Source organism: Arthrobacter sp. Soil_N43, from assembly GCF_057655195.1.
This window is the reverse complement of the sequence record NZ_JBDGML010000118.1, coordinates 123,307-147,957: the sequence shown is the minus strand read 5'-3', so window position 1 is coordinate 147,957 and position 24,651 is coordinate 123,307. Positions and strand designations below refer to the sequence as shown.

General features: G+C 64.8%; 20 protein-coding genes and 1 tRNA gene. 10 read left to right on the top strand and 11 right to left on the bottom strand.

The window, feature by feature from the left end; genetic code table 11:
* Positions 1–83: 83 nt before the first annotated feature.
* Complete coding sequence (locus AC3A3W_RS18910) at positions 84–2,324, bottom strand: immunoglobulin-like domain-containing protein (RefSeq protein WP_487444564.1); 2,241 nt, start codon at positions 2,322–2,324, stop codon at positions 84–86.
* A 67-nt stretch (positions 2,325–2,391) separates the two neighbouring features.
* A complete protein-coding gene (locus AC3A3W_RS18905) occupies positions 2,392–4,935 on the bottom strand; it encodes an alpha-L-arabinofuranosidase C-terminal domain-containing protein (protein WP_487444562.1) in 2,544 nt (847 codons plus the stop codon).
* A 368-nt stretch (positions 4,936–5,303) separates the two neighbouring features.
* Between AC3A3W_RS18905 and AC3A3W_RS18900 the strand changes: the two genes are divergently transcribed.
* The 5 genes from AC3A3W_RS18900 (at position 5,304) to AC3A3W_RS18880 (ending at position 11,434) form a co-directional block, all read left to right on the top strand.
* Entirely contained in the window at positions 5,304–6,278 is a 975-nt protein-coding gene (locus AC3A3W_RS18900; protein WP_307869477.1) for an ABC transporter substrate-binding protein, read from the top strand.
* A 79-nt stretch (positions 6,279–6,357) separates the two neighbouring features.
* A complete protein-coding gene (locus tag AC3A3W_RS18895; RefSeq protein ID WP_487444561.1) occupies positions 6,358–7,884 on the top strand; it encodes a sugar ABC transporter ATP-binding protein in 1,527 nt (508 codons plus the stop codon).
* On the top strand, positions 7,881–8,912 hold the full coding sequence (locus tag AC3A3W_RS18890) for an ABC transporter permease (RefSeq protein WP_487444559.1): 1,032 nt from the start codon (positions 7,881–7,883) through the stop codon (positions 8,910–8,912). Before AC3A3W_RS18895 ends, AC3A3W_RS18890 begins: the two co-directional genes overlap by 4 nt.
* Positions 8,912–9,928, top strand: coding sequence for a galactofuranose ABC transporter, permease protein YjfF (gene yjfF / locus AC3A3W_RS18885; RefSeq protein ID WP_487444557.1), 1,017 nt, complete (start codon positions 8,912–8,914; stop codon positions 9,926–9,928). The genes AC3A3W_RS18890 and yjfF overlap by 1 nt, the downstream gene beginning before the upstream one ends.
* 54 nt (positions 9,929–9,982) lie before the next feature.
* The gene (locus AC3A3W_RS18880) at positions 9,983–11,434 is read left to right on the top strand and encodes a family 43 glycosylhydrolase (RefSeq protein WP_487444555.1); all 1,452 of its coding nucleotides are present in this window, start codon (positions 9,983–9,985) and stop codon (positions 11,432–11,434) included.
* 92 nt (positions 11,435–11,526) lie between these two features.
* Here AC3A3W_RS18880 and AC3A3W_RS18875 read toward each other — a convergent pair whose 3' ends face one another.
* From AC3A3W_RS18875 to AC3A3W_RS18865, 3 genes are all read right to left on the bottom strand, one after another.
* Entirely contained in the window at positions 11,527–12,549 is a 1,023-nt protein-coding gene (locus AC3A3W_RS18875) for a LacI family DNA-binding transcriptional regulator (protein WP_487444554.1), read from the bottom strand.
* Positions 12,550–12,650: 101 nt separating this feature from the next.
* A complete protein-coding gene (locus tag AC3A3W_RS18870; RefSeq protein ID WP_487444552.1) occupies positions 12,651–13,661 on the bottom strand; it encodes a LacI family DNA-binding transcriptional regulator in 1,011 nt (336 codons plus the stop codon).
* 131 nt (positions 13,662–13,792) lie between these two features.
* Positions 13,793–13,865 (bottom strand) — tRNA-Lys (locus AC3A3W_RS18865).
* 222 nt (positions 13,866–14,087) lie between these two features.
* Between AC3A3W_RS18865 and AC3A3W_RS18860 the strand changes: the two genes are divergently transcribed.
* The 3 genes from AC3A3W_RS18860 to AC3A3W_RS18850 all read left to right on the top strand — a co-directional run bounded on the left by AC3A3W_RS18860 (position 14,088) and on the right by AC3A3W_RS18850 (position 16,638).
* Positions 14,088–14,747, top strand: a complete 660-nt coding sequence (locus tag AC3A3W_RS18860; protein WP_487444550.1) for a hypothetical protein — start codon at positions 14,088–14,090, stop codon at positions 14,745–14,747.
* A 255-nt stretch (positions 14,748–15,002) separates the two neighbouring features.
* Complete coding sequence (locus AC3A3W_RS18855; RefSeq protein WP_487444549.1) at positions 15,003–15,620, top strand: DUF47 domain-containing protein; 618 nt, start codon at positions 15,003–15,005, stop codon at positions 15,618–15,620.
* Position 15,621: 1 nt separating this feature from the next.
* On the top strand, positions 15,622–16,638 hold the full coding sequence (locus AC3A3W_RS18850; RefSeq protein WP_487444547.1) for an anion permease: 1,017 nt from the start codon (positions 15,622–15,624) through the stop codon (positions 16,636–16,638).
* A gap of 127 nt (positions 16,639–16,765) precedes the next feature.
* On the opposite strand, the gene pstB is transcribed toward AC3A3W_RS18850, so the two are convergent.
* From pstB to pstS, 4 genes are all read right to left on the bottom strand, one after another.
* Positions 16,766–17,545 carry a phosphate ABC transporter ATP-binding protein PstB gene (gene pstB / locus AC3A3W_RS18845; protein WP_205655225.1) on the bottom strand — a complete coding sequence of 260 codons (780 nt, stop codon included), beginning with the start codon at positions 17,543–17,545 and terminating at the stop codon, positions 16,766–16,768.
* Between the two features lie 82 nt (positions 17,546–17,627).
* On the bottom strand, positions 17,628–18,737 hold the full coding sequence (gene pstA / locus AC3A3W_RS18840) for a phosphate ABC transporter permease PstA (protein WP_487444545.1): 1,110 nt from the start codon (positions 18,735–18,737) through the stop codon (positions 17,628–17,630).
* Positions 18,738–19,670, bottom strand: coding sequence for a phosphate ABC transporter permease subunit PstC (gene pstC, locus AC3A3W_RS18835; protein ID WP_487444544.1), 933 nt, complete (start codon positions 19,668–19,670; stop codon positions 18,738–18,740).
* A 121-nt stretch (positions 19,671–19,791) separates the two neighbouring features.
* Positions 19,792–20,910, bottom strand: coding sequence for a phosphate ABC transporter substrate-binding protein PstS (gene pstS / locus AC3A3W_RS18830; RefSeq protein WP_487444542.1), 1,119 nt, complete (start codon positions 20,908–20,910; stop codon positions 19,792–19,794).
* A 232-nt stretch (positions 20,911–21,142) separates the two neighbouring features.
* On the opposite strand from pstS, the gene AC3A3W_RS18825 reads away from it, so the two are divergent.
* On the top strand, positions 21,143–21,691 hold the full coding sequence (locus AC3A3W_RS18825; protein WP_487444541.1) for a flavin reductase family protein: 549 nt from the start codon (positions 21,143–21,145) through the stop codon (positions 21,689–21,691).
* A 62-nt stretch (positions 21,692–21,753) separates the two neighbouring features.
* Complete coding sequence (locus AC3A3W_RS18820; protein WP_487444539.1) at positions 21,754–22,173, top strand: DUF1761 domain-containing protein; 420 nt, start codon at positions 21,754–21,756, stop codon at positions 22,171–22,173.
* On the opposite strand, the gene AC3A3W_RS18815 is transcribed toward AC3A3W_RS18820, so the two are convergent.
* Positions 22,170–22,673: a hypothetical protein gene (locus AC3A3W_RS18815; protein ID WP_487444537.1), complete on the bottom strand. Its 504-nt coding sequence runs from the start codon at positions 22,671–22,673 to the stop codon at positions 22,170–22,172. The genes AC3A3W_RS18820 and AC3A3W_RS18815 overlap by 4 nt on opposite strands.
* A 27-nt stretch (positions 22,674–22,700) precedes the next feature.
* On the bottom strand, positions 22,701–24,617 hold the full coding sequence (locus AC3A3W_RS18810) for a primary-amine oxidase (protein WP_487444536.1): 1,917 nt from the start codon (positions 24,615–24,617) through the stop codon (positions 22,701–22,703).
* Between the last annotated feature and the right edge of the window lie 34 nt (positions 24,618–24,651).

Sequence of the window (24,651 nt, the reverse complement as noted above, 5' to 3'; positions counted from 1 at the left end):
GGCCACCACCGCGCCGCGGCAAGGGGATGGGGGCTCCGCCATGCCGGCGGAACCCCATCCCGGAGCCGATTTCCGGCGGTGCCTTAGCCCAGCTGGCTGCGGAGGCGTTCCAGCTCCGCTTTTGTAACGGGCAGGACGGTGCCGTGGCGCGGCGCGCGCGGGAGGTCGTAATTGCTCGAGAGTTTCCAGTTGGGGTTCTCCAAGCTGGTGCTTTCCAGGGGGATATAGCCCCGGCCGCCAAACTCGTCCACGAAGAGGTAGTACTTCTCTTCGGTGTTGGACTTGAAGACGGTTGGCCCCTCAACGCCGCCGGTCCCGGCCTTCTTGCCGATGCAGTTGGCCATCAGGGACCAGCTGCGCGGATTGGCCTCAGGCAGGTCGACGGCAAGCAGGTCCCTGGATTTCTCCTGCATGATGTCGAGGCACCCGGAGACGCGCGCCTCGTCCTTCGTGAAGCGGTAGTAGGTGTCGCCTTCCTTGATGACAGTGGAGTCGATGACGGAGTCACCCGGGTCGTTCCAGACCTTGGCCTCGCTGAAGGTCCTGAAGTCGCGGGTGGTGGAGTACATCATCTTGTTGTGCGTGCCGCCGGCGTGGTTGGGGTCGCTGTCGGCGTAGATCTTGGAGGCCCAGTAGACCACGTAGGCGCCGATTTTTGCGTCGTAGTGGGCTTCCGGCGCCCAGGTGTTCCCGGCCGTGTCCGGGGAGACCTTGACGTGGCGTTGCGCGGACCAGTTCACCAGGTCCGTTGACTCCCACACCTCCACGTACTGGCTGCCCTGGCGCTGGGAGGAATCCCACGAGGTTCCGCTGCCGATGGAGAGGTCGGTGGCGATCATGTAAAACTTGTCGCCTTCCGGCGAGCGGATGATGAACGGGTCGCGCAGGCCCTTGGTGCCCAGCTTGGAGTTGAGGACGGGTTTTCCGCCGTTCAGTTCGTCCCACTTGAGTGCGTCGTTGCCGCGGCTGGCGGCCATGAAGATGTTCTCTCCCGCGAGATCGTTGCCGGTGAAGTAGGCGAAGGCGTAGCCTTCCTTGGCCTCCGCCTTGGGCAGTGGAAGAACAGTCACGAAGAACCTCTTCTTGGCCTTTGCCTTTCCGGCGGTGACGGTTGCGTGCAGGTTGAGCTTGACCGGTGCGCTGCCGTAGGCCGGCCGCGAGACCTCGCCGGTGGCGGTGATGACGGAGTCGTTGCTCGACGTCCAGTCCACTGTGGTTCCGTGTAGTCCGGCTGCCGGCAGGGTGATATTGCCCCGGATTCCCTCGGCGTCCCACACGTGCAGGGCCGCTGAGGCCTCGCTGACTTTCTGGTCATCGCTGATGTCCTCGATGACCGTCACACTGAACGTCTTGGAAGCTGATGCCTGGCCTGATGTGGCGGTAGCCGTCAGCGTCACGTTGGCGTTTCCGGTTCCGTAGGCGGGGCGGGTCACGACGCCTTTGGAGGAAACGGCTGCTTCGTTGGACGACGACCAGGTGTAGGCCGATCCGTTGGGTCCCGCGACAGGCAGCTTGACGTCGGCAGTGACGGCGCTGGTGTCTCCGAGTGACAACTCCTGCAGGTCGAGGGCCACCCGCTCTTCGGGAGAGACGTAACCGAGCTCGCGCACTTCGGCCGCAGAGAGGGCCCGGTTGTAGATGCGGAAGTCCCGGACCTGCCCCTTCAGGTACTTGTCGCCGCTGTAGACGGACCGCCCGAGGTAGTTCGCCGTCGTCGTTCCTCCCCCGATGCTGCCCGGGGTGACGGTGACGCCGGTCTTGCGGGCTACTTCAGTGCCGTCCTCGTAGAGGACGGCTGTACCGCCGCTGAGTGTGTAGGTGATGGTTTTCCAGGCGCTGCGTGCCAGGTCCCGTCCGGCGCTTGTAGTTTGCTCGGTCGACCAGTTGCCGGTCGCGATGGAGGTCCGGTACGAGTTGCCGGTGGTGAAGAGGTAGCCGTTGCCGGTGCCGTTGGTCGTGTTGCCCATCCCCCAAATGAAGTATGGGGTGGCCTGGTCCGGAGCGATCTTCACGTCCGTGGAAACGGTGATGGAGTCCAGGCCCCGCATGACGTCGTTGGGAAGGCGGACATGGGCGTTGCTACCGCCAAGCTGCAGGCCTTCGCCGCCCAGGCTGCTGGCGTCACCGCTGATGACGCCGTTGCGGCCGTTGCCGGAACTGTCTTCTGCGACCGTCCCGGTCTGTTCGGTCAGGTTGTATTTGAGGACGAGGCCGTCGTCAATGGCGGCCTGGGCCGGTGCTCCGGCCGCAAGTCCGCCGAGCACCAGTGCGGCTGCCGTAATCAGCGCCGGACCGGTTCGGTCCTTGGTGGGTGTAGTGAGCATAGGGTCACTTTCGGTAAGGCGGCCGGCGGCCGCGATTGGGGTCAAAGCCGTAGCTTTGGAGTGCTGCCTACTTGCCTTTGCTCGCGTCGGCCAGTCGGATGAAGGTCACGGACTTGGGCTCGAAAGCGTAGGTGAAGGCAGTCCCCGCAACGCCGAACGTGCTGGTGGAGGGTGTGAGGTTCTGGCCGTCGGCCGTCTCAGTGAGGGTTGTCACCGCCGCCGTGGGGCTCAGGCTGGCCGCACCGGTGACCTTGATGTCCACTGGAGTCCGCTCGGCCGAGGTGTTGACCACCTTGACGATGGTGTCGCCCGACTGTGCATCCTTCGTGACCACGGAGTAGACGGGATCTGCCTGGGTATCGTCCACCGTGCCCCAGAGGACGTTGTCCAGGAAGAGCTTTGCCGTGCGCCCCGTGACCTCGATCCGGATGTCGTATTCACGTCCGGCCTGGATCACCGTGTTCTTTTCCACGACATTGGTCTTGCCGCCGTTGACGGCTTTCTCCACGACAGACTTCGTATTGTTCCAGCCGCCAAGGTTCCACCAGAAGTAATTACCGGTGTCCTTGACGCCGAACGAGACGAGGAACCCTTCGGAGCCTGCCAGCTTTGTCGCCTTGGTGCTGAGCGTGTAGTTGCTCCAGTTGGTATCGCCGGCGGTCACCATCGTGTTCTGCGCCGTGGTGCTTGACTGGACGTAGGCCCCGTCCTGGATTGACCAGGACCCGGTGCCGTTCCCGGTCCACGCGGCAGCAGTTCCCGAGAAGTCGTCGCTGAACAGGGTTGCGCCGTCGCTTCCGGACACCTTCACGTCGTCATAGCGGGCGGATGTTGCCCAGGTGGACAGTCCGATCTTGCCTGCAATTGGCGGGATGGTTGAGGCCGGGTTCTCCTGCGTGCTCGGCACCACCTGGGTGCCGACATTGTTCATGAACAGCTTCTGGACCTCGTAGTTGGGGGTGGTCCGGACCGACGTTCCGTTGAAGAACATCATGTCCGGGCTCCATTGGGTGTTGGCCTCGTTCGCGATGAGCGGCGCGTAGGACGCCATCTTGACGACATCCGCGTTCCGTTCGAGGCCGGTCATGTAGGACGCCTCGGCCAGAGCGTTGGCGGGCTTGTTCCCGCGGGAGGCGTATTCCCCGAGGAAGACCTTGTAGCTGTTGCGGTCGTAGGAGTCGTAGCGGTGGTTGTTGTTCAGGAACCACGCCGGATCGTTGTAGTAGTGCTCGTCGACGAGGTCCACGCCCGTGTCCGCGTTGAATGTGGAGAGGTCATCGAATTCGGGGCCCTGGCTGAACGGACCGGTGTTTCCGATGATCTTGATCTCGGGATGGGCCTTGCGGACGGCGTTGTAGAACTGGGTGAAGTACTGCTTGAACTCCGGCTTGTATTCCTCGTTGCCCAGGCCGATGCGGTCCAGGTTGTAGGGCTTCGGATGCCCGTAGGCGGTGCGCTTGGCACCCCACTCGGTGCTGGCGTCACCGTTCGCGAATTCGATCAGGTCCAGCGTGTCCTGGATGTAGCGGTCAAGGGTTGCCTGGTCCGGGGCGGACTTGTTGTCGCCGCAGCCGGTCACGCCCACCGGCACCACAGGCACCGGGACGGCTCCCATGTCCTCGGCCCACTGGAAGTACTCCATGTAGCCCAGGCCGTAGGTCTGGTTGTAGCCCCAGAAATTGCGGTTGGCCGGGCGCTGTTCCACCGGCCCGATGGTGTCTTTCCACTGGAAGGTGCGGGCGCGGGTGTAGTTCGGGGCCGAATAGGTGTCGTAGCTTCCTGTGTTGACGATGCAGCCGCCGGGGAAGCGCAGGAATCCGGGGTTCAGGTCGGCGATCTTCTCGGCGAGGTCCTTGCGGAGGCCGTTTTCCCTGCCGTTCCAGGTGTCCTCCGGGAAGAGGGAGACCATGTCGAGCCGGACCGTGCCGGTTCCCTGGACCACCGTCGCAAGCCGGCCGGCTCCCGTGGAGGCCTTCGGCGAGAGGGTCACCTGGTACTTGGCCCAGCGGTCGCCCTTGATCTTGATCGTGGCGATGTCCAGGCGCCCGCCTTCCGGCGTCTCCAGTGTTACGGCAAGGCTGCTTCCCGCGGGGTTGGACGTGCGCGCCCAGACAGAATACTTGTATTTCTTGTGCGCCTCGAGTTTCTGCCCTGCGTTCCAGCCGCTGTTGCGGACGCCAACGCCGGCGCCGCTTCCCGCGCCGGCGCTGGTGGCGTCGATCTGCAGGTAATTCCGATTGTTTTCATTCAGACGGTTGTTGTCATTGACGACGGCGGCCGTTCCTTCGCTGCCCCGCTTCAGTATGTCCCAGGCAGTCAGCGGGGTGTAGGTCCTGTCGTCCTCCGAGTTGAATTCAAAAGACCTGTTTTGGACCAGTTCCGCGTAGATGCCGCCGTCGGCTCCCTGGTTGATGTCCTCGTAAAAGGCCCCGTACATGGTCGGATCGATCGAAGCACCGCTCGCGGCGGCATTGACGTTGATGGTCCGGTTCGTTGCGGACTCCGCGGAGGCGCCCAGCGCCGGGGCCAGTGACAGCACCGCTGCTGCCAGTGATCCGGCAAGCGCCATGGTGCAGGCCCGCTGTGTGCGGCTTGGTGATTTTGATGGCATGGATGGGGTTGCCTTTCTCCATTGAGCAGTCCGCCGGTCCGCCGGCGCAGCTCAGCAGTGCGGCCGCCGACGGCTGCATGCTGCAATACCGTCCTCGGGCGTGGCCGCAGGTGAGTGGGTGATAAAAGCTGTTAACGCTAACAAGGTGGCGCGTCGGGAATGAGTATTGAACATGTTTACAGAGTTGTAAAGGGCATCGGCAGAGGTGGGATGCATTCTTTCCAAGCTTGCGAAATAGTGACGCCAGCCACTTGACGGCTTTCTTTGTTAGCGTTCACAATTAGTCGCAGAGCGCTTCAGCTCACTTGCAGCAATGGCGGTGTTCCGAGTCTCCCGCCTGCATGTAACTACGCTTCCGGGAGGATGTTGTGTTTAAGAAATCCCTAATTGCGGTTGCCGCCGCTTCGATGCTCACCCTGACGGCCTGCGGCGGAACCGGCAGTGCTGCCGGCAACGCGGGCACTGACAAGATCACCATGGGCTTCGCACAGGTGGGCGCCGAAAGCGGCTGGCGCACCGCCAACACCAAGTCTGTACAGGAGTCCGCCAAGAAGGCCGGAATCGACCTGAAGTTCTCGGACGCCCAGCAGAAGCAAGAGAACCAAATCAAAGCCATCCGTTCCTACATCCAGCAGAAGGTGGACGTCATCGCTTTCTCCCCGGTGGTGGAGTCCGGCTGGGACACCGTCCTGAAGGAAGCCAAGACCGCGAAGATTCCCGTCATCCTCACCGACCGGGCAGTGGATTCCACCGACAAGACCCTCTACAAGACGTTCCTCGGCTCCGACTTCGTTGAAGAAGGCAAAAAGGCGGGGACCTGGCTCGTTGATGAATCCAAGTCCGCCACCGACACGGTGAACATCGTCGAGATTCAGGGCACCACCGGATCTGCGCCGGCGAACGATAGGAAGGAAGGGTTCGAAGAGGCCATCAAGGCCAATCCGAAACTGAAGATCATCGCTTCGCAGAGTGGTGACTTCACCCGCAGCGGCGGCAAGCAGGTCATGGAGGCCTTCCTCAAGAACAACCCCGACATCGACGTTGTCTTCGCGCACAATGACGACGAGGGCCTGGGCGCCATCGAGGCCATCGAGGCTGCCGGCAAAGTTCCCGGCAAGGACATCAAGATTGTCACCATTGACGCGGTCAAGGACGGCATGACAGCCCTGAGCAACGGAAAGATCAACTACATCGTCGAATGCAGCCCGATGCTCGGCGACCAGCTCATGGACCTGGCCAAGAAGGTCATCGCCGGCGAGTCCGTCCCGGAACGGGTCGTCACCGAGGAAACCACGTTCACCCAGGAGCAGGCAAAGCAGGTCCTTGCCAGCCGCCCGTACTGAGTCCTGGCGCCCCCTGAACGGCCGTGCGGCGGCGGATCTTTGCCGCCGCACGGCACACCAGCACAGAAAAGATACGAGCATGAACGAAACGGTTCCGGTCGTCGAGATGACCGACATAGCTATTGGATTTCCAGGAGTTAAGGCGCTCGACGGAGTGAACTTCCGGCTCTTCCCCGGCGAAGTGCATGCCCTCATGGGAGAGAACGGTGCGGGCAAGTCCACCCTGATCAAGGCTCTGACGGGCGTGTACACCATTGATTCCGGCACGGTCAGGGTGCTCGGCGAGCGCAAGCAGTTCTCGACGCCGGCCGCATCACAGGCGGCCGGCATCAGCACTGTCTACCAGGAGGTGAACCTCTGCCCCAACCTGACCGTTGAAGAAAACGTCCTGCTGGGGCGGGAGCCGCGCCGCCGCGGCTCCATTGACTGGAAGGGCGTCCGGACCCGGACCCGGGAGGTCCTCGCAGAGCTGCACCTGGATCAGGTTGACCCCGGATCCCTGCTGTCCTCGCATTCCATCGCGGTCCAGCAGCTCATCGCCATTGCCAGGTCGGTGGAGATCAACGCCAAGGTCCTGATCCTGGATGAACCAACCTCGAGCCTCGATGCCGATGAGGTCAACCAGCTGTTCCGTGTCATCCGCGACCTCCGCGACCGCGGGGTGGCCATTCTGTTCGTCTCCCACTTCCTCGAGCAGGTCTACGACATCTCCGACCGCATGACTGTGCTCCGCAACGGAAGGCTCGTGGGCGAATACATGACCCGCGATCTCTCCCGTATGGGACTCATCTCCAAGATGATCGGCAGGGAAATGGAAGCGCTGGCCGAGCTGGACCAGGCGCCGGCACGGACACGGGCCAGGACGGACTCCGGGGTTACGCCGTTCCTCGAGACCCGCGGACTTGGCAGGAAAGGATCCGTTTCACATGTGGACCTCTCCGTCTACCCGGGCGAGGTCGTTGGCCTGGCGGGTCTTTTGGGAGCGGGCCGAACCGAGATCGCCAGACTCATTTTCGGCGCCGACAAGGCCGACGAAGGCTCCATGGCGATCAAGGGTGCAGGCCAAAAAATCCGTTCCCCGCGCGCGGCCATCGATTTGCGCATCGGGTTCTGCTCGGAGGACCGCAAAGAGGAAGGCCTCATCGGAGACCTCTCCGTCCGCGACAACCTGGTACTGGCAATGCAGGCCAGCAAGGGCTGGGCTCGCCGCATTCCCCGCCGCGTCCAGGACGAGCTCGTGGCCGAATACATCCAAGCCCTCGACATCCGCCCGGCCAACCCCGACGCACTCATCCGGAACCTCAGCGGCGGCAACCAGCAGAAGGTGCTTCTCGCCCGCTGGCTGGTCACCCATCCCGAACTCCTGATCCTCGACGAGCCCACCCGCGGAATCGACATCGGAGCCAAGACCCAGATCCAGAAACTCGTCAGCCAGCTCGCGGCCGAAGGGATGTCCATCCTCTTTATCTCCTCCGAGCTCGAGGAAGTCCTGCGCGTGAGCGACCGCATCGCCGTCATCAAGGACCGGGCAATGGTCGCCGACATCAACAACGACGACGTCTCCGTGGAAGACGTCATGACGGTCATCGCCGGAGGCCCCCAGTGAAATCACTTCTGAAACACCGCCTTGCGTGGCCGGTGATCGCTCTCGCAGCACTGCTGCTGCTGAACCAGGTCTTCCGGCCGGACTTCCTGAGCCTCAGGATGCAGGACGGGCACCTGTACGGCAGCCTCATCGACATCATGCGCAATGGCGCCCCCACGATCCTCATCGCCCTCGGCATGACCCTGGTGATCGCCACCCGGGGCATTGACCTCTCGGTGGGCGCTGTGGTGGCCATCGCCGGGGCGGCCTCGTGCGCCTACATCGCTGCTTCCCCGGAACCCGGCTCTCCGGTGACGGCCGCGACGGCGGTTCTCATCGCCGTCGTCGCCGGCCTTGCCCTTGGCGTCTGGAACGGCTTCCTGGTCTCGACCATCGGCGTGCAACCCATCATTGCCACCCTGGTGCTCATGACGGCGGGGCGCGGCATCGCCCAGCTCATCACCGGCGGTCAGATCATCTCCGTCTCAAACGACCACTACAAGTCGATCGGCGCCGGATACCTGCTCACCCTTCCGATCTCCATCCTGATCACTGCAGCCGTCTTCATCCTGGCGGCAGTCCTCACCCGGCGCACCGCACTGGGCACCCTGATCGAAGCGGTGGGCATCAACCCCGTCGCCAGCCGCCTCGCCGGACTCCGTTCGCGCAACATCATCTGGATCGTCTACATCTTCAGCGCCGTCTGCGCCGCCATCGCCGGCCTCATGATCAGTTCCAACGTCACGGCAGCCGATGCCAACAACGCCGGGCTCTACATCGAAATGGACGCCATCCTCGCCGTCGTCATCGGCGGCACATCGCTGGCCGGGGGACGGTACACGCTGGTGGGAACCGTCGTCGGGGCCTTCATCATCCAGACGCTGACCACCACCGTCTACACCCTCGGGATCCCGCCGGAGGTGACCCTGGTGTTCAAGGCCCTCGTCGTTATTACGGTCTGCCTCCTGCAGGCGCCCAAGGCGAGGAACCTGCTCAGCAGCCTCAAGGCAGCCCCCAAGCCCGCCGCAAAGGAAAAGGTGGCAATCTAATGTCCCCCCTGACCACACTGACGCCCCTGACCGTCAAGAAGCCGTCACCGGCGCGCAACCGCCTGCGCGGAGGTGCGCGCTACGCGCCAACGCTTGCGACCGTGGGACTCTTTATCGCCATGTTTGCCGTGGGGTCCGGAATGTACCCGAGCTTCCTCTCCGGCCAGGTGTTCCTGAACCTCTTCATCGACAACACGTTCCTGATCGTGCTCGCCGTCGGCATGACCTTCGTGATCCTGACCGGAGGCATCGACCTTTCCGTCGGAGCCGTCGTCGCGCTGTCCATGATGGTCAGCGCCACGCTTCTCCAGCAGGGCTGGAACGCGGGTGCCGTCATCGTCCTCGTGCTCCTGATCGGCGGCGGGCTGGGCCTGCTCATGGGGCTGATCATCCAGTACTTCGACATCCAGCCTTTCATCGTCACACTGGCCGGCATGTTCCTGGCCCGCGGCCTCTGCTACGTCATCAGCCTTGACTCGATCCCTGTCACCGAGGGGTTCTTTACGGGCATGGCACAGGCACAGATCCCCCTGCCCGGGGACCTCTTCGTCTCGCCGGGCGTCATCCTGGCCCTCGCGATTGTGGCCGTGGCCTTCTTTATCCTGCACCACACCCGCTTCGGCCGCACGGTCTATGCCATCGGCGGCAACGAACACTCCGCCATGCTGATGGGCCTTCCGGTGAAGAGCACCAAGATCCTCGTCTACGCGCTGAGCGGCCTCTGCTCAGCCGTCGCGGGCATCCTGTTCTCCTTCTACAGCCTCTCCGGCTACAGCCTCGCCGCCCAGGGCATGGAACTCGACGCCATCGCGGCGGTGGTCATCGGCGGGACGCTGCTGACCGGCGGCACGGGCTACGTCCTGGGTTCCGTCGTGGGCGTGCTGGTGCTGGGCATCGTCCAGACCTTCATCGCCTACGACGGAACCCTGAGTTCCTGGTGGACGAAGATCGTCATCGGCGGACTCCTCCTGGTCTTCATCCTGCTGCAGCGGCTCTTCGCCAGGAAAACAAGCTGATTCCCTGCTTTACCTGTCTCTCTGTCTCCCGCCCGTCGAAAGGACGCCTTCAGCATGAATGTCCCCCTCAACCCGCAGTTTTCGCGCCGCTCGTTCCTCGGCTCGGGAACCGCCGCGGCTGCCACCGCAATACTGGCAGCCACCGGCGCCGGATCCATGGTGGCGGCACAGCCTGCCGCCGCCTCCGGTTCAGCGCCGCTCATCAACCCCGTCGTTCCGCAACGTGCCGACCCGTGGCTCATGAAGCACACGGACGGCAAGTACTACTTCACCGGCTCTGTTCCCGAATACGACCGGATCGTGGTGCGCTCCTCCGCCACGATCTCCGGGCTGGGCAGCTCCCAGGAAGCAGTGGTCTGGACGCGCCCCGCCTCCGGAACAATGGGAGGCCACATCTGGGCACCTGAGCTGCACCACTTCGACGGCAAATGGCACATCTACTTCGCCGCCGGCGACAGCAACGATGTCTTCCGGGTGCGGATCTACGTCATTTCGACGCCGGCGGCGGACCCGGCCACCGCCGTCTGGGAACCGCCTGTCCGGGTGCACACCCATGCCGACACGTTCTCCCTGGACGCCACCACTTTCGAGCACGCCGGCACCCGGTACCTGATCTGGGCGCAGAGCGACACCGGCGTGAACTCCAGCCTCTACATCGCCTCAATGTCCTCGCCGTCCACACTTTCCAGCGCCCCGGTCCGCATTGCCGTTCCGACGATGGACTGGGAGACCCGCGGGTTCAAGGTCAACGAAGGTGCCGCCGTCATCAAGCGGAACGGCCGCATCTTCGTGACCTTCTCGGCCAGCGCAACCGACGCCAACTACTGCATGGGACTCCTCACGGCCGACGCAGGCTCCGACCTGCTCAACCCGGCATCGTGGACGAAGACACCCACCCCGGTCCTCGTCACGTCCGAGGGTTCAAAGCAGTACGGCCCGGGGCACAACTCCTTCACGGTGGACGAAGCGGGCAACGACGTGCTGGTCTACCACGCCCGGTCCTACCGCACCATCATCGGAGACCCGCTCTATGACCCCAACCGGCACGCCCGCGTCCAGCGGCTGCACTGGAACGCGGACGGCACGCCGAACTTCGGTGTTCCCGTGGGGGACGGAGAGCTTCCCGTGCGGTTTGAACCTGCCGCCGCCCCGGGCACGTACCTGGCCCATGACGGCACCACCATCGCCGCCGCGTCCTCCCCCGCCCTGGGGGCATCCCAGTTCCGCATCGCCACGGGCTACGCCAAGAAGAATTCCGTGGTCATCGAGCCGGTCCTGGCCAAGGGCCGCTACCTTCGGATCCAGGGTTCCACCGTCGCGGTCGCGCCCACGGAGGGTTCGTCGTCGGCGTTCATCCAGCGGGGCGGCCTGTCGGATCCCGCAGGAACGTCCTTCGAGTCGGTCGATCTGCCCGGCTGCTATCTGCTGCTCCGGCAGGGCGTCCTGGCCGTGGCCAAGGCCGGCAAGAATGACAGGGCTGCGGCCACGTTCTTCCTGAGTTCGTAGGCGCACGGCTGCGTCAGCATTCCCCCCAGGGCCCGGTAAGCGTCCCCGCTGCCGGGCCCTGCGTGTGCCGTCTTCAGGCGGGCGAACCCGGGTCAGCGGCCGGCGTTCGGCGCCGCAGTTGAGCAGCGAACCACAAGCCTCGGATTGACGACAGAAGAGGCGCCTGAATGGCCGTTGGCCATGTCGAAGAGAAGCATTTGCATGCACCGGGCCCCAAGTTCCTGGAATCCCTGGTTGACGGTGGTCAGGGGCGGCACGAGGTAGGCGGCCTCGGGTTGGTCGTCGTATCCAACGAGGCTGACGTCCTGCGGGACGCGCAGGCCGGCTTCGCTGAAGGCGCGCAGGGCCCCCAGTGCCATCTGGTCATTGGCAGCGAACAGAGCGGTGGCCTTGCCGGCGGCAGCGAGTTCCAGCCCGGCACGGTATCCGCTTTCGGCGCTCCAGTCCCCCTGGATCAGCATGGAATCGTCCAGTCCCGCCTGGGCGAGAGTACGGCGCCAGCCGTCAACGCGGGCGGCGGCGTCGATCCAGTCCGGCGGGCCGGCGACGTGGGCGATGGCTGTGTGGCCAAGATCCACCAGATGCTGCACTGCCAGGCTGGCGCCCATCCGCTGGTTTACCGCGGCGACACTCAGCCGCTCGTCGACGCCGAAGCCCACAGCAACCAGCGGGATGGCCATGCTGATGGTGCTCAGTGATTCGAACATGGCCTCGTGCGGCACAATCACCACGATGCCGTCCACCGACTGCATCATGAAGTATTCGAGGCCGTCTTTTATCGCCGCCGGCGTGACTTCACCGAGGCTGGCTACGCTGACGAAGTAGCCCTTATCCCGTGCCGCCTGCTGCACGCCGAGGAGCGTGTTGGCCGGACCGTAGTGGGACATGTCGCTGCCCAGGACGCCGATCGTCTGGGACCGGCGCGTCACCAGGCTGCGCGCTGCGGTGTTCCGGCGGTAGCCCAGTTCCGCGATGGCCTTTTCGACGCGTTCGCGGGTCAGGGGGCTGACGTTCGGGTGCGCATTGAGGACCCGCGAGACAGTCTGGTGTGAAACGCCGGCAAGCTTCGCCACGTCCTCCATGACGGGAGGACGCCTGATCTCAGATATTGGCATGCCCCCTCCTCACGTTAGCGCTAACAATCAGCTTAGCAGCTAAGGCACGGGCGGGCACGGGCATCCGGCGGGCAGGCGGGCACTCCGGCAGATGCGGCGGTTCAGGCGGGACCCGAGGTGCTGGCCCGCACCACGAGCTTTGGCTCGACAACCGTTGTCCGGGCGCCTTCTCCGTCCCCGACGGCGGCGAGCATGAGATCCATGCAGCGCCGGCCGAGTTCCTCGAAGTCCTGGCGGACCGTCGTGAGGGGCGGGGTGAAGTAGCCCGATTCAGGCTGGTCGTCGAAGCCCACCACGGAGACGTCGTCGGGCACGCGGACTCCGGCTTCATGGAAGGCGCGCAGCAGGCCGAGCGCCATCTGGTCGTTGCCCACGAAAATTGCCGTGGCGGACCGTTCCTCGGCGAGCTTCCTGCCGATCTCATAACCGCTGCCGGCGCTCCAATCGCCCTCGACGAGCAGATCGTCGTCCAGGCCGGCGGCGCGCAGTGTTTCACTCCAGCCCTCGGCCCTCGCGGTGCCGTCGATCCAGTCCTGGGGTCCGGCGACATGTCCGATCCTGCGGTGCCCCTGATCTATCAGGTGTCGAACGGCAAGCTCCGCCCCGCGGTGCTGGTCCACCATCGCGCCGCTCACAGCGTCATTCCCGAGCGACCCCACGGCCACGACGGGAACACCAGGCTTCAGCTCCGTGAGGGCAAGCAGGGTTTCGGAGTGCGGCACGCTGACCACGATGCCGTCGACGGCCTGGTCCAGAAAGTGCCTGAGCGCGTCGAAAATCGCTTCTCGGCTCACCGACTTCAGGGCAGCGATGCTGACGAAGTAGCCGGCATCCCGGGCCGCCTGCTCCACGCCCAGCAGCGTGTTGGCCGGACCGTATTGAGAGAGCTCGCTGGCAAGGACGCCAATGGTCTGGGAGCGCCGCGTGACCAGGCTCCGCGCCACCGCATTGCGGCGATACCCTAGCTCGGCGATCGCGGCTTCGACCCTCTCCCGCGTGGCCTTGCTGACGTTGGGGTGGTTGTTGATCACGCGGGAGACTGTCTGGTGCGACACCCCGGCGCGTTCCGCCACATCCTCAAGCCGCGGCAGCCGCGCATTGCTTTTTGTCATGGGGCTATTCTGCGCGAACCGCCGGGCAACCACGAACAGACCACGCGCCCGAGGCACCACCTCGGCAAACAAAAAGTCCCCGGCCTCCTGTTGCCAGGAAGCCGGGGACTTTCCACTCTTCGCTAAAAGAGTGGGCCCTGTGGGGCTCGAACCCACGACCCACGGATTAAAAGTCCGATGCTCTACCAACTGAGCTAAAGGCCCAAACTGACTGCGCACCGCACACGTAAAACGTGAAAGACGCACGTCAGTTCCAGTCCATTTCTGGACGTTAATACTGTACCCCAGACCTGGGCATGTGACTTACGTGGCGCGCTGCCGCCGTCGTCCGCTTGATTCATGGCCCTGAAAAGGGGCCCACTGGCCCGCCAGAGCGCCAAATCCCCGTGCTCGATTACCGCACGTCACAGGAGTAGCGTGGGGAGCATGAGCGACAAAGCAGGAACCAACGGTCCGGGCGGGGCGGAACGGCACCACAAACCGAAGCCTTTTGCGCCCATTGACTTTGAGCCCTTCGCGGGCGGTGCGGACCCGGCACGGGTCTCAGAAGCGGCACACCTGGCCGCCCAGGCGCTGGTGCGCCACGGACGCGACAGCGACGACCCCGTCGTCACCAAGCGCCTCGTCAAACTCGCCGACGAGCAGGGCCTCGAGGCCATCGCGGAGATGTGGGCCGAAAGCCCGGCGCGCTCACTGCCGGGCGCCCTGTGGCGGCTCTACGCCCTCCGCGCTGCAACAGTCCAGGACCCCGAGCGCATCTCCGTCTACTTCAAGGCGGGCAAAGACACTGCACAGGTTTCGAACGTCGTGGCCGGAGCCGCAGAGCCGCCCGGGGCCGACGAAATGAAGGCCATGGCGGACGCCATTTTGTCCGGAGCGTTCGACGGCGATTTCGACGTCGCGCTCGAGCGTTCAGCGGCCTTTTGCCGTGTTGTGGCGCTCGGACAGGCCACGCTAGCCGACGGCGCCGACCACAGCAACGAGGTCCATGCACGCAAGCTGACGCGCAACTCGCACCTGCTGGTGAAGACCGCCGAGGACCTCGAGCACGCCGCCAACGCCTGGCGGCTGGGCGAACTGGACTGACCCATCGGGCCGGATCTGTCAATGTTGACTTGGTCCAGCCAAAGTAGAACACTGAAACTGGTGCCGAACCGCGAAACCCCCGGGCTTCAACATTTAGCCGCCTAGAGCGGCCTACCGCCGAGAGGCGTATCCGGTTCGGCACCATTTTCATGCCCGAACACGCGGGCCGGTAAAGTACTGACTAGTTGCCGGGCCCCACGTCAAGTCACGTGGACCGCCCTTTCCAGTCCTGACGATCTCCGGAGACCGGTACTAATGAAGCTGCGCCTTTTTCCCCAGGAGCCCGCGGGGCTGAACCTGCTGTCGCAGCTGGCCCGCCAGATCGTTCTCGCCAGCGCCACCATGGCGGAAATCCTGGGCGCGCCTGCCGCCGAACACGACCGGCTGGTGGAGGACATGCACAACCACGAGGCCAAGTCCGGTGAACTGCACTTCGCCCTGCTCACCCACATGCGGACCAGTTTCGTCAATCCGCTCCCGCGCGAGGACATGTACGGGCTGTCCCTCTGCCTTAATGAAGCGGTTGAGAAGCTGGACGCCGCCGCCGAGTTGGTGGCGCTGTACAAGCTGGACAGGCTGCCGAAACGGGCAGCAGACCAGCTGGAGATTATCAGCCGCCAGGCCGAGCTCACCGCCGATGCCATGCGGCGGCTGAACAACCTTGACGACCTTGAGGACTACTGGATCGAGACCGTGCGCCTGGCCAAGAGGGCCGAACGGACGCACCGGATCTGGGTCGCGGACATGCTCAAGGAAATGAAGGCGACGCAGTACGCCCGGAACCGGGACGTTGCCAACCAACTCGTGGACGTTACCAAGGACATGCGCCGCATCGCCACCCAGGTAGGCAGCATCATCGTCAAGGAATCATGAGGTGACACCCCTCATTTTCGCCCTGGTAGTGGTTCTTGCCGCAGCGTTCGCCTTCATCAACGGGTTCAGGGACGTCTCCAACTCTGTGGCCCTCGCTGTCCGGACCCGCGCCCTGACGCCCACCGTGGCGGTGCTGCTGGCCGCCGTCTTCAACTTCACCGGCGCGCTCCTCAGCTCCGGCTTTGCCGTGGCGGTCAGCCAGAACTGGGTGACCCTGCCCGTCGGGGACAGCGGGCTTACCATCCTCGTGGCCGGCCTGGCCAGTGCCTGCATCTGGGGCCTGCTCCTGTGGTGGAAGGGCATCCCCTCATCCTCCACGCACGCGCTGGTGGGCGGCCTCGCCGGAGCGGGTACTGCTAGCGTCCTGGTGGGAGGCAACGCCGTGGGCGGGGTGGACCAGTCTCTGCTGTTCCAGGTGGTCCTTCCCCTGGCGCTCTCCCCTGTCATAGCGTTCATCGGCGCGTACCTGCTCGTGTACCCCGTGACATGGGCTGCCCGCTACGCCCAGCCGAATGAGATCAACCGGCGTTTCCGGGCTGCGCAGTCGATCACTGCCGGCGCGGTCGCCTTCGGCCACGGACTCCAGGACGGCCAGCGCATCGGTGCTGTCCTCCTGCTGGCTGTCCTGGCGGCGGGGTACACCGACGGCGGCTCCATCCCGCTGTGGGTGGCGATGCTCTCGGCCGTCATGATCACGGTGGGAACGCTGTGCGGCGGCTGGCGCATTTCACACACCATGGCGTACCGGCTTATCCGGGTTGACCCCCTCCGCGGAGTGGTGGCGCAGGCCTTCAGCGCGGCCCTTCTCTTCATCGGTGCGATCGGCCTGCACTGGCCTATTTCCACCACGCATACCGTCACGTCCGGGGTGCTTGGAGCCGGCGAGAACCAGCACGTGTCCGGAACCCACCGCAAGCTCGTGGCCCGGATCCTGTCGCTGTGGGTCCTGACGCCTGCCGCCACCGCCGCGGGAGCCTTCGTGCTCGCGCTGGCGCTCTCCCCGCTGGCCAGGACCTGAATCCGGGTTTAAACAAACATGCTCCGTAACTGCCCTGTCAGGGCAGTTACGGAGCCGTCAACGGTGGGTGGGCCCACGCCGCCAGGGTTCCCTGGCCGAGCTTGCGAGGCCAGGGCGGCGGTGGGGACTATCCGAAACGGCCGGAGACGTAGTCTTCCGTGGCCTTGTTGCTCGGATTGTTGAAAATGGTGCTGGTTTCGGCGAACTCGATGAGCTTGCCCGGCTTGCCGGTACCGGCGATGTTGAAGAACGCCGTCCTGTCCGAAACACGCGCCGCCTGCTGCATGTTGTGGGTCACGATAACCACGGTGTACTGGTCCTTGAGCTCGTTGATGAGGTCCTCAACGGCCAGGGTGGAGATCGGATCCAGGGCGGAGCAGGGCTCGTCCATGAGGATCACCTGGGGTTCCACGGCGATGGCACGGGCGATGCAGAGGCGCTGCTGCTGGCCGCCGGACAGGCCGGAGCCCGGCTTCTCCAGCCGGTCCTTGACCTCGTTCCAGAGGTTGGCGCCCTGCAGGGAGCGTTCCACCAGGGCATCGGCTTCGCCCTTGGAGATCTTCTGGTTGTTCAGCTTCACGCCGGCCAGCACGTTGTCGCGGATGGACATGGTGGGGAACGGGTTGGGCCGCTGGAACACCATGCCGATCTGGGAGCGCACGGTGACCGGGTCCACGCCGGGGCCATAGAGATTGTCGCCGTCGAGCAGGACTTCACCCTCAACGCGGGCGCCCGGCAGGACCTCATGCATGCGGTTAAGGGTCCGCAAGAAGGTGGACTTGCCGCAGCCGGAGGGGCCGATGAACGCCGTGACGGACTTGGCTTCGATGTTGATGCTGACATCCTCGACGGCCAGGAAATTGCCGTAGTAGACGTTCAGGTCTTTGACGTCGATGCGCTTGGACATGATGTTCCTTAACTTGCTGGTATGGATTGAAGTCTAGATCCCGGCGGTTCGATCCGAAACGTCCGGGGAGCGGGGCCGGCGCCTAGCGTCCGGCCTTCGGGGCGAAGACCCTGGCGATCAGGCGCGCACCGAGGTTCAGCAGCATCACCAGGACGATGAGCACCAGCGCTGCGCCCCAGGCCCGCTGCGAGGACGGGTCCGGATTGGACGGCGACGTGGGGTTCAGGATCTGCGTGTAGATGAAGGTCGGCAGCGATGCCATCCAGCCGCTGAACACGTTGGTGTTGATGCTGGTGGCAAAACCGGCGGTGACCAGAATCGGCGCAGTCTCGCCGATCACGCGGGCGATCGCGAGGGTGACCCCGGACGCAATGCCGGAGATCGCCGTCGGAATGACCACCTTGATGATGGTCCGCCACTTGCGGACGCCCAAGGCGTAGGCGGCCTCGCGGAGTTCGTTGGGAACGATCTTCAGCATTTCCTCGCTGGAGCGGACCACCACCGGGATCATCAGCACGGAAAGCGCGACGGCGGCCACGGCGCCGGTCTTGGTGCCCGGGCCCACCACGGCGAAGAAGAAGGCCGCGGCAAAGAGACCGGCCACGATGGACGGGATGCCGGTCATAACGTCCACGAAGAAGGTGATGGCGCGGGCCACCGGACGGTCGTTGCCGTATTCCACGAGGTAGATGGCCGTCAGCAGGCCGACGGGCACCGAGATGACCGTGGCGAGCAGGGTGATCTCCACCGTGCCGAGCAGCGCGTGGTAGATGCCGCCCAGAACGGGCGCACCCTCCTCGGCAGCCCTGTTGTCGTAGACGCCGGTGACGCCGTTCATGGACTTGCCGAGGAACCCCGGCGTAATGAGGCCCGGGATGCCATTAACCATGACGGTCCAGATGACGGAGATCAGCGGCAGCAGGGCGATGAGGAAGGATCCCACCACCAGGCAGGTGGCCAGCTTGTCCTTGGCCTTGCGTGAGCCTTCAACGGCAGCGCTCCAGCCCACCAGGCCGGCAGCGAAGAGGATGGCGGAGACAACACCCCAGCCAAAGGCGTTGAAGCCGATCAGTGCCAGAATGGCCGCGCCGAGGACCAGTGCCACAGCCAGGACGACGTACGCGGCGTACTTGGGCAGTTGGCCCTTGGTGAGTGCGGACCGCTTGCGGACCGGGGTCAGAGTGGAGGTCATTTAGTTTGCTCCCGAGAATTCTTTGTGCCGGCTGATGATCCACCGGGCAACCATGTTCACGGCGAGGGTGATCACGAACAGGATCAGGCCCGCGGCGATCAGGGTGCTCACCTTCAGGCCGCTCGCTTCCGGGAAGTTGAGCGCGATTTCGGCGGCGATGGTCTGGTTGCCCGACTGGATCAGGCTGGCGGTGAGGGCGCCGGAGGAGAGCACCAGGGCAACGGCCATGGTCTCGCCGAGTGCGCGGCCAAGGCCCAGCATGACGGCGCTGATAATGCCCGGGCGCGCGAACGGCAGGACGGACATCTTGATCATTTCCCACCGGGTGGCGCCCAGGGCAAGCGCGGCCTCCTCGTGCAGTTTGGGGGTCTGCAGGAAGATCTCGCGGGACAGGGAGGTGATGATCGGCAGCACCATGACGGACAGGACGATTCCGGCGGTCAGGATGGTCTTGCCGGTGGCGGAGGCCGGTCCCTGAAAGATGGGCAGCCAGGCCATGTTCTCGGCCAGCCAGGCGTACGCGGGCGAAATCTGGTGGGCCAGGAATGCGGCGCCCCACGCACCATAGATGACCGACGGTATGGCGGCGAGGAGGTCGATCACGTAGCCGAGGCCGGAGGCCAGCCTGCGCGGCGCGTAGTGGGAGATGAACAGGGCGACGCCGATGGCCACCGGCGTGGCGATCACGAGGGCGATGATCGCGGCGATCAGTGTGCCGATGACGATAGGCCAGATGTAGGCGAAGAAACCCTCGCCGCCTTGGATGTCCGCTGCCGGGGCGGTGAATGCCGGAATGGCCTGGATGACGAGGAAGAGTGCAACGCCGAACAGCACGGCCAGGATCAGGCACCCCGCTGCCAGGGTTGCTCCGGAAAAGACTTTATCCCCGGCGCGTCCGGCGCCTCGGGAACTTGTCAGGGAGGTGGCGGTCATACCTGGCCCTTCGGTGTTGATGTTGCTGTGGTGCGGAACGTGGAGAGTCTGCGGTTTACACGGCTAAGTTCCCCGCCCTGCCTTGCGGCAGGACGGGGAACTGCGGCGCTCAGTTCAAACCTTACGACTTGACCTTGATGGACTCGATGGCCTTGGTGGCCTTTTCGGTCAGGGCGGCGGACAGCGGAGCCGACTTCGCGGACTCAGCGGCGGCCTTCTGGCCCTCTTCGGAGACAACGTACTTCTCGAAGGCCTTGACCAGGTCAACAGTTTCCTGCTTGTCGTAGGCGCTGCAGACGACGTGGTAGGAGACCAGGACCACGGGGTAGGCGCCCGATTCGGTGGTGGTGCGGTCCAGGTCGATGGCGCTGTCGTTTTCGGCGCGGCCCGTGACGGACTTGCCGGCGTCGACGGCCTTGGAGGCGGCTTCCGGGGAGATCTTGACGAACTCGGATCCGACCTTGATCTGGGCGGTGCCCAGCTTGCCGCCGACTGCGGAGTCATCTGCGTAGGTCACGGCACCCGGGGTGTCGGTGACGGTCTTAACAACGCCGGAGGTGCCCTTGGCGTTCTCGCCCTTGAGGGAGGCGGGCCATACGCCGTCGGCCTTGTCCTTCCAGACCTCGGGGGCCGCAGCAGCGAGGTACTCGGTGAAGTTCTTCGTGGTGCCGGAGTCGTCGGAACGGCTCACCGGGGTGACCTTGAGGTCCGGAAGCTTGGCGTCCGGGTTCAGGGCGGCGATGGCGGGGTCGTTCCACTTGGCGATCTCGCCGCGGAAGATCTTGGCTGCGGTGGTGGCGTCCAGCTTGAGGTCAGTCACCTCCGGCACGTTGAACGCGATGGCGATCGGCGAGATGTAGACCGGGATGTCGATGGCGCCCTCGGGGCCGCAGACCTTCTTGGACGCGGTGAGTTCCTCGTCCTTCAGGTAGGCGTCGGACCCGGCGAACTGGGCGGAGCCATCCAGGATGGCCTTGCGGCCTGCGCCGGAGCCGTCCGGGGAGTACTGCACGGTGGCGCCCTGGTTCGCGGCGGCGAAGTTGGTCTTCCATACGTCCATGGCTGCGCCCTGCGCGGAGGAGCCGATGCCCGTCAGGGTTCCGGTGACTTTGGTGCCGGCGGCGGACTGCGTGCCTGCCGGGGAGTTCGTGGCGTTGTCGGAACCACAGGCGGTGAGCGCGAGTGCGCCAGCGGCGATAACAGCGATTGCCGCGTGGCGGCCGAAGCGGAGTGCCTTCACTGGGTGTACCCCTTCCAGGGTTTTCTGATGCGATCCGGACCGGAGACGTCCGAATGAGGGATGCGTGCGTTGTCGAACTTCATTCAAGGTAGGGGCCTGAGGTAACGGGTAATGGGGTCCAAGGTGAACGGAAGATTAACGACGGCGGCATATTGCCTTACATATGCTGGGTCCCCATTGCGTTAGATGCGCCACAGTCGTAGGGCAGCGTCCCTGTGGCACGATGTCCCGTATGGAGACCCCCGGAAGCCTGGACGCCCACCTCCTGGCCGGAGTGCCGTCGGACGCAGACATCGATCTGTACCGCCGGCTGAGCGCCGACATCGCTGCAGGAGTGGCTGTGGTTTCCACTTCGCTGCGCAACCGCGACTACGCAGCCACGGTCACCGGCTTCCTCTCCGTCTCCTACGACCCGCCGACGATGCTGGTGAGTCTTTACGCGGAATCACGCATCGGCGAGGCTGTTGAGGAAGCGGGCACCTGGGCGCTAAGCCTGCTGTCCGGCAGGCACCAGGGTGCGGCCAACTGGCTGGCCAGCCCGGGGACACCGCTGCAGGGACTGCTCGCCCAGGTCCCGTTCCGGCGCGGCCCGGCAACCGGTTCGGCGGTCCTCGACGGCGCGCTCGCCTACTTCGAGATGCGCACAGTCTCCGTCCACCGGGCCGCCACGCACCTGCTCGTGGTGGGCGAGGTACTCGCCATGGGTAGCGGCACCTCCCCGGCAGAGGCGCCCGACCCGCTGGTCCATTTCGGCTCCGGCTACCGCCATTTGGCGCCCTGAAGATGGACGATTGAGCCCTGGATATGGAAGCCGGTCAACGAGCACTGATTGAGGAGTAGAACATGGTTCCTGAAATCAACATCTGGGCGGTTTTGGTGGCAACGCTGTCCACCATGGTCGTGGGATCGATCTGGTACACGCCCAAGGTCTTCGGCAACTACTGGATGCGCACGGCCAAGGTCACGCCGAGCGGCGAAGGAAAGGATGCCATCAAGCCGATCCTCATCACGCTCGTTGTCAGCTTCGTCAGTGCCCTCGTTCTGGCCGGTTCGGTTGCCATCGCCCAGGAATTCTACGGGGGCAGCTTCCTGGCCAACTCGGTGATCACCGCCGTCATACTCTGGGCAGGATTCACCGCCGCCCGCTTCATCACGCACGACGCGTTCGAGGGCCGGCCCGCCGGACTCACCGCGCTGAATTGTGCCCATGAACTCGTGACCTATCTGGTCATGGCCCTGGTCATCGGCCTGTTCGGCACCTAGCGCGAACGGACACTTAAGCCCCCAGGTTTTCCGCCGGGCAGGGCCTTAAATGTCCGTTCGCGCTCCGGTTGTTGCTCGACCGGGTGGGTGCGTTGCCGTAACCGCGCCACCAGCGCAGCGGCGAGGAGCGCCGTCGCCAATTCCAAAGCGATGATCACCAGCAGGGCTGCGGCAGCGGAACTGTCCGGCCCACCCGCCGCCGGTGCGGCCGCAGCGTGACTGTGGGCTGACCGGCCCGATGCCAGCAGCAGGAACGTGTGGACCGCCGCCATGCCGGCTCCGGAGGCCATGATGCGGCGGAGGGCCGCAACACTGCTGCGGCGCCACAGGTGCGGGACGCACGGCAGGCAGACCGCAACCATGGCGAGCATCAGGGCGTTGAGCCAGGCCGCATGGTGGTTTCCGGCCGCAAGCCACACGTGAGCAAGGCACGACGCGGCCGTCACCACGGCACAGGCACGGGAGTGGAGTGCGCTTCCCGGCACGGGTGACGGACTCATCCCGGGAAACGCCACTGCAGAATCGGCTCAGCCATGGCAGTGGCCGCCGGAGGGCTGGGCCGACGCGGGAACATCCAGCACGGGGCTGCGGTCGAAGAAGCCTTCGGGGCGGAGCTTGAAGCCCACGGTGTCCACGGGCATGATGGGCCAGTCCTCAACGCGGGGGAAGTGGGTGAGTCCGAAGGTGTGCCAGACCACGATGTCCTGGCCGTCGATGTCACGGTCCTGGGCGATGTAGGACGGCAGGCCGGCGCCGCCGGAGTGCTGGTTGACGAAGTCTCCGGTCGGGTACCGCTCGTCGTCCGCGAACCGGGTCACCCACAGATCCTTGGTGGCAAAAGCGGCCCTGCGCGCAATGGAGGAATCCGGATCAGCCAGGAGCGTGGGCTGGTTGTGGGCGTGCAGCTTGTAGCCCACCGGTTCCCCCAGCCGGTTGCGGGATTCGGGGTTGGAGATGATCCAGGTCCGGCCGCTCCGCGCGTCGGCCTCGCGGACCGCGTCGGATTCCCGGGCCAGAACTGTCCGCCTGCGGGAGAAGGCGTTGCCGCGCTCGTTCCCTTCGCCCATCGGCTGGCGGACCACGTCCTCTTCCTCGACCCTGTTGGTGAAACCATCAATGGCCATGTCCAGCCGCGCACTGAACAGGTGCTGGTGGAAGGGTGCCCCCAGTCCGGGCGCGAGCTGGGAGATGTTGGCGGAGCCGCCTTCCGGAAAAGCGCTGGTGAAGACGACGCCGGTGGCCTTGGCCTCGAACTCGATGGTGCCGTCGAGGTACAGGTACCAGTAAAAGCCGTAGTCGTAATTGCCGATCGTTGTGAAGAAGGAGATCACCAGGCGGCGGTTCCGGCGTGTGTAGTTGATGCCGGACCAGAGATCGCTGTGCTTGGCGAGGATACCCCAGTCCTCCTCGTGCATGCAGATGCCGTTGCGGATCTCGCGGGGATTGCCGAAGGCGTCGCTGATGACGGGGCTGAGGTAGGTGATCTCGCCCAGGCAGTCGCATCCGAGCTCCAGGGAGTTGGCGTACTGGCCCACGAGGTACTCGCCCGTGTCGAAGTAGTTCTGCCAGGACCGGATCGGGGAAGGATCGCCGTAGGGAACCACCATTTCGGCAATGGAGGCCCGGTTGATGATGGGACGGAGCCGGTCCCCGTCCCGGAAGGCGATGTTGTGCAGCACCACGCCTTCGCGGACATCGAAGCCGACGTCCAGGCTCCACTTCTCCCATTCGACGTGGTTTCCGCCGGTGACAGTGAAGCTGGGCCCCTCCGGTTGGATGATGCTGATGGGCTTCTGGCTGGTGCGCGGCGGGCCGGTCAGCTCGGGGTCCGTGTAGTTGCCGTGTTCGGCCGGGACCGGGAAGATCCCGGTATCCAGGACCTGGGTCACTTCCTTGTTGACGACGTCGACGTAGGCCACGAGCCCGTCCACCGGGTGCGCCCAGGCGCTGTCCTCGGGAAACTCCTGCACAAAGGCCAGACCCCGGAGGATCCGGCGGCCCTTCTCCTCCGCGTACTCGAAGACGCCGGCCGACAGCGGGGCCACTCGGACCTTGCTGACGTCCAGGTTCCGCGAGGCAAGCGCCTTCAGCCACCTCTCATCTGAGGCCAGGAGCTGCTCGACGACTTCAAATTCCTCCTCCAGGACGGGAAGCTCGCCCGTGGCGGCAGTGTCGAGTTCGACGGCGGAGATCACCTCGCGCGCGGAAGCGGACACCGTGACGTCCGAGGGTGCCGCGCCCGATACGTCGTGGAGGAAGATCCGGAACCGCCGGTCCTCGGTTTCGGCGCTTGCGCCGCGCGGCGGGTCCAGCAGGCCGAGGTAGGCGATGCGCTTCTCCGGACCCAGGAGGCCGGCTGAACGAAGAATGCCCTGGACATCGGTGATTTCTGCGGGCGTGGCCAAGCGGTACGGGGTGGCTACATCTGTGAGCGAGGTCGTCATGGCGGCCTTCTGTCCGGGACCCTGGCGGGTCGTA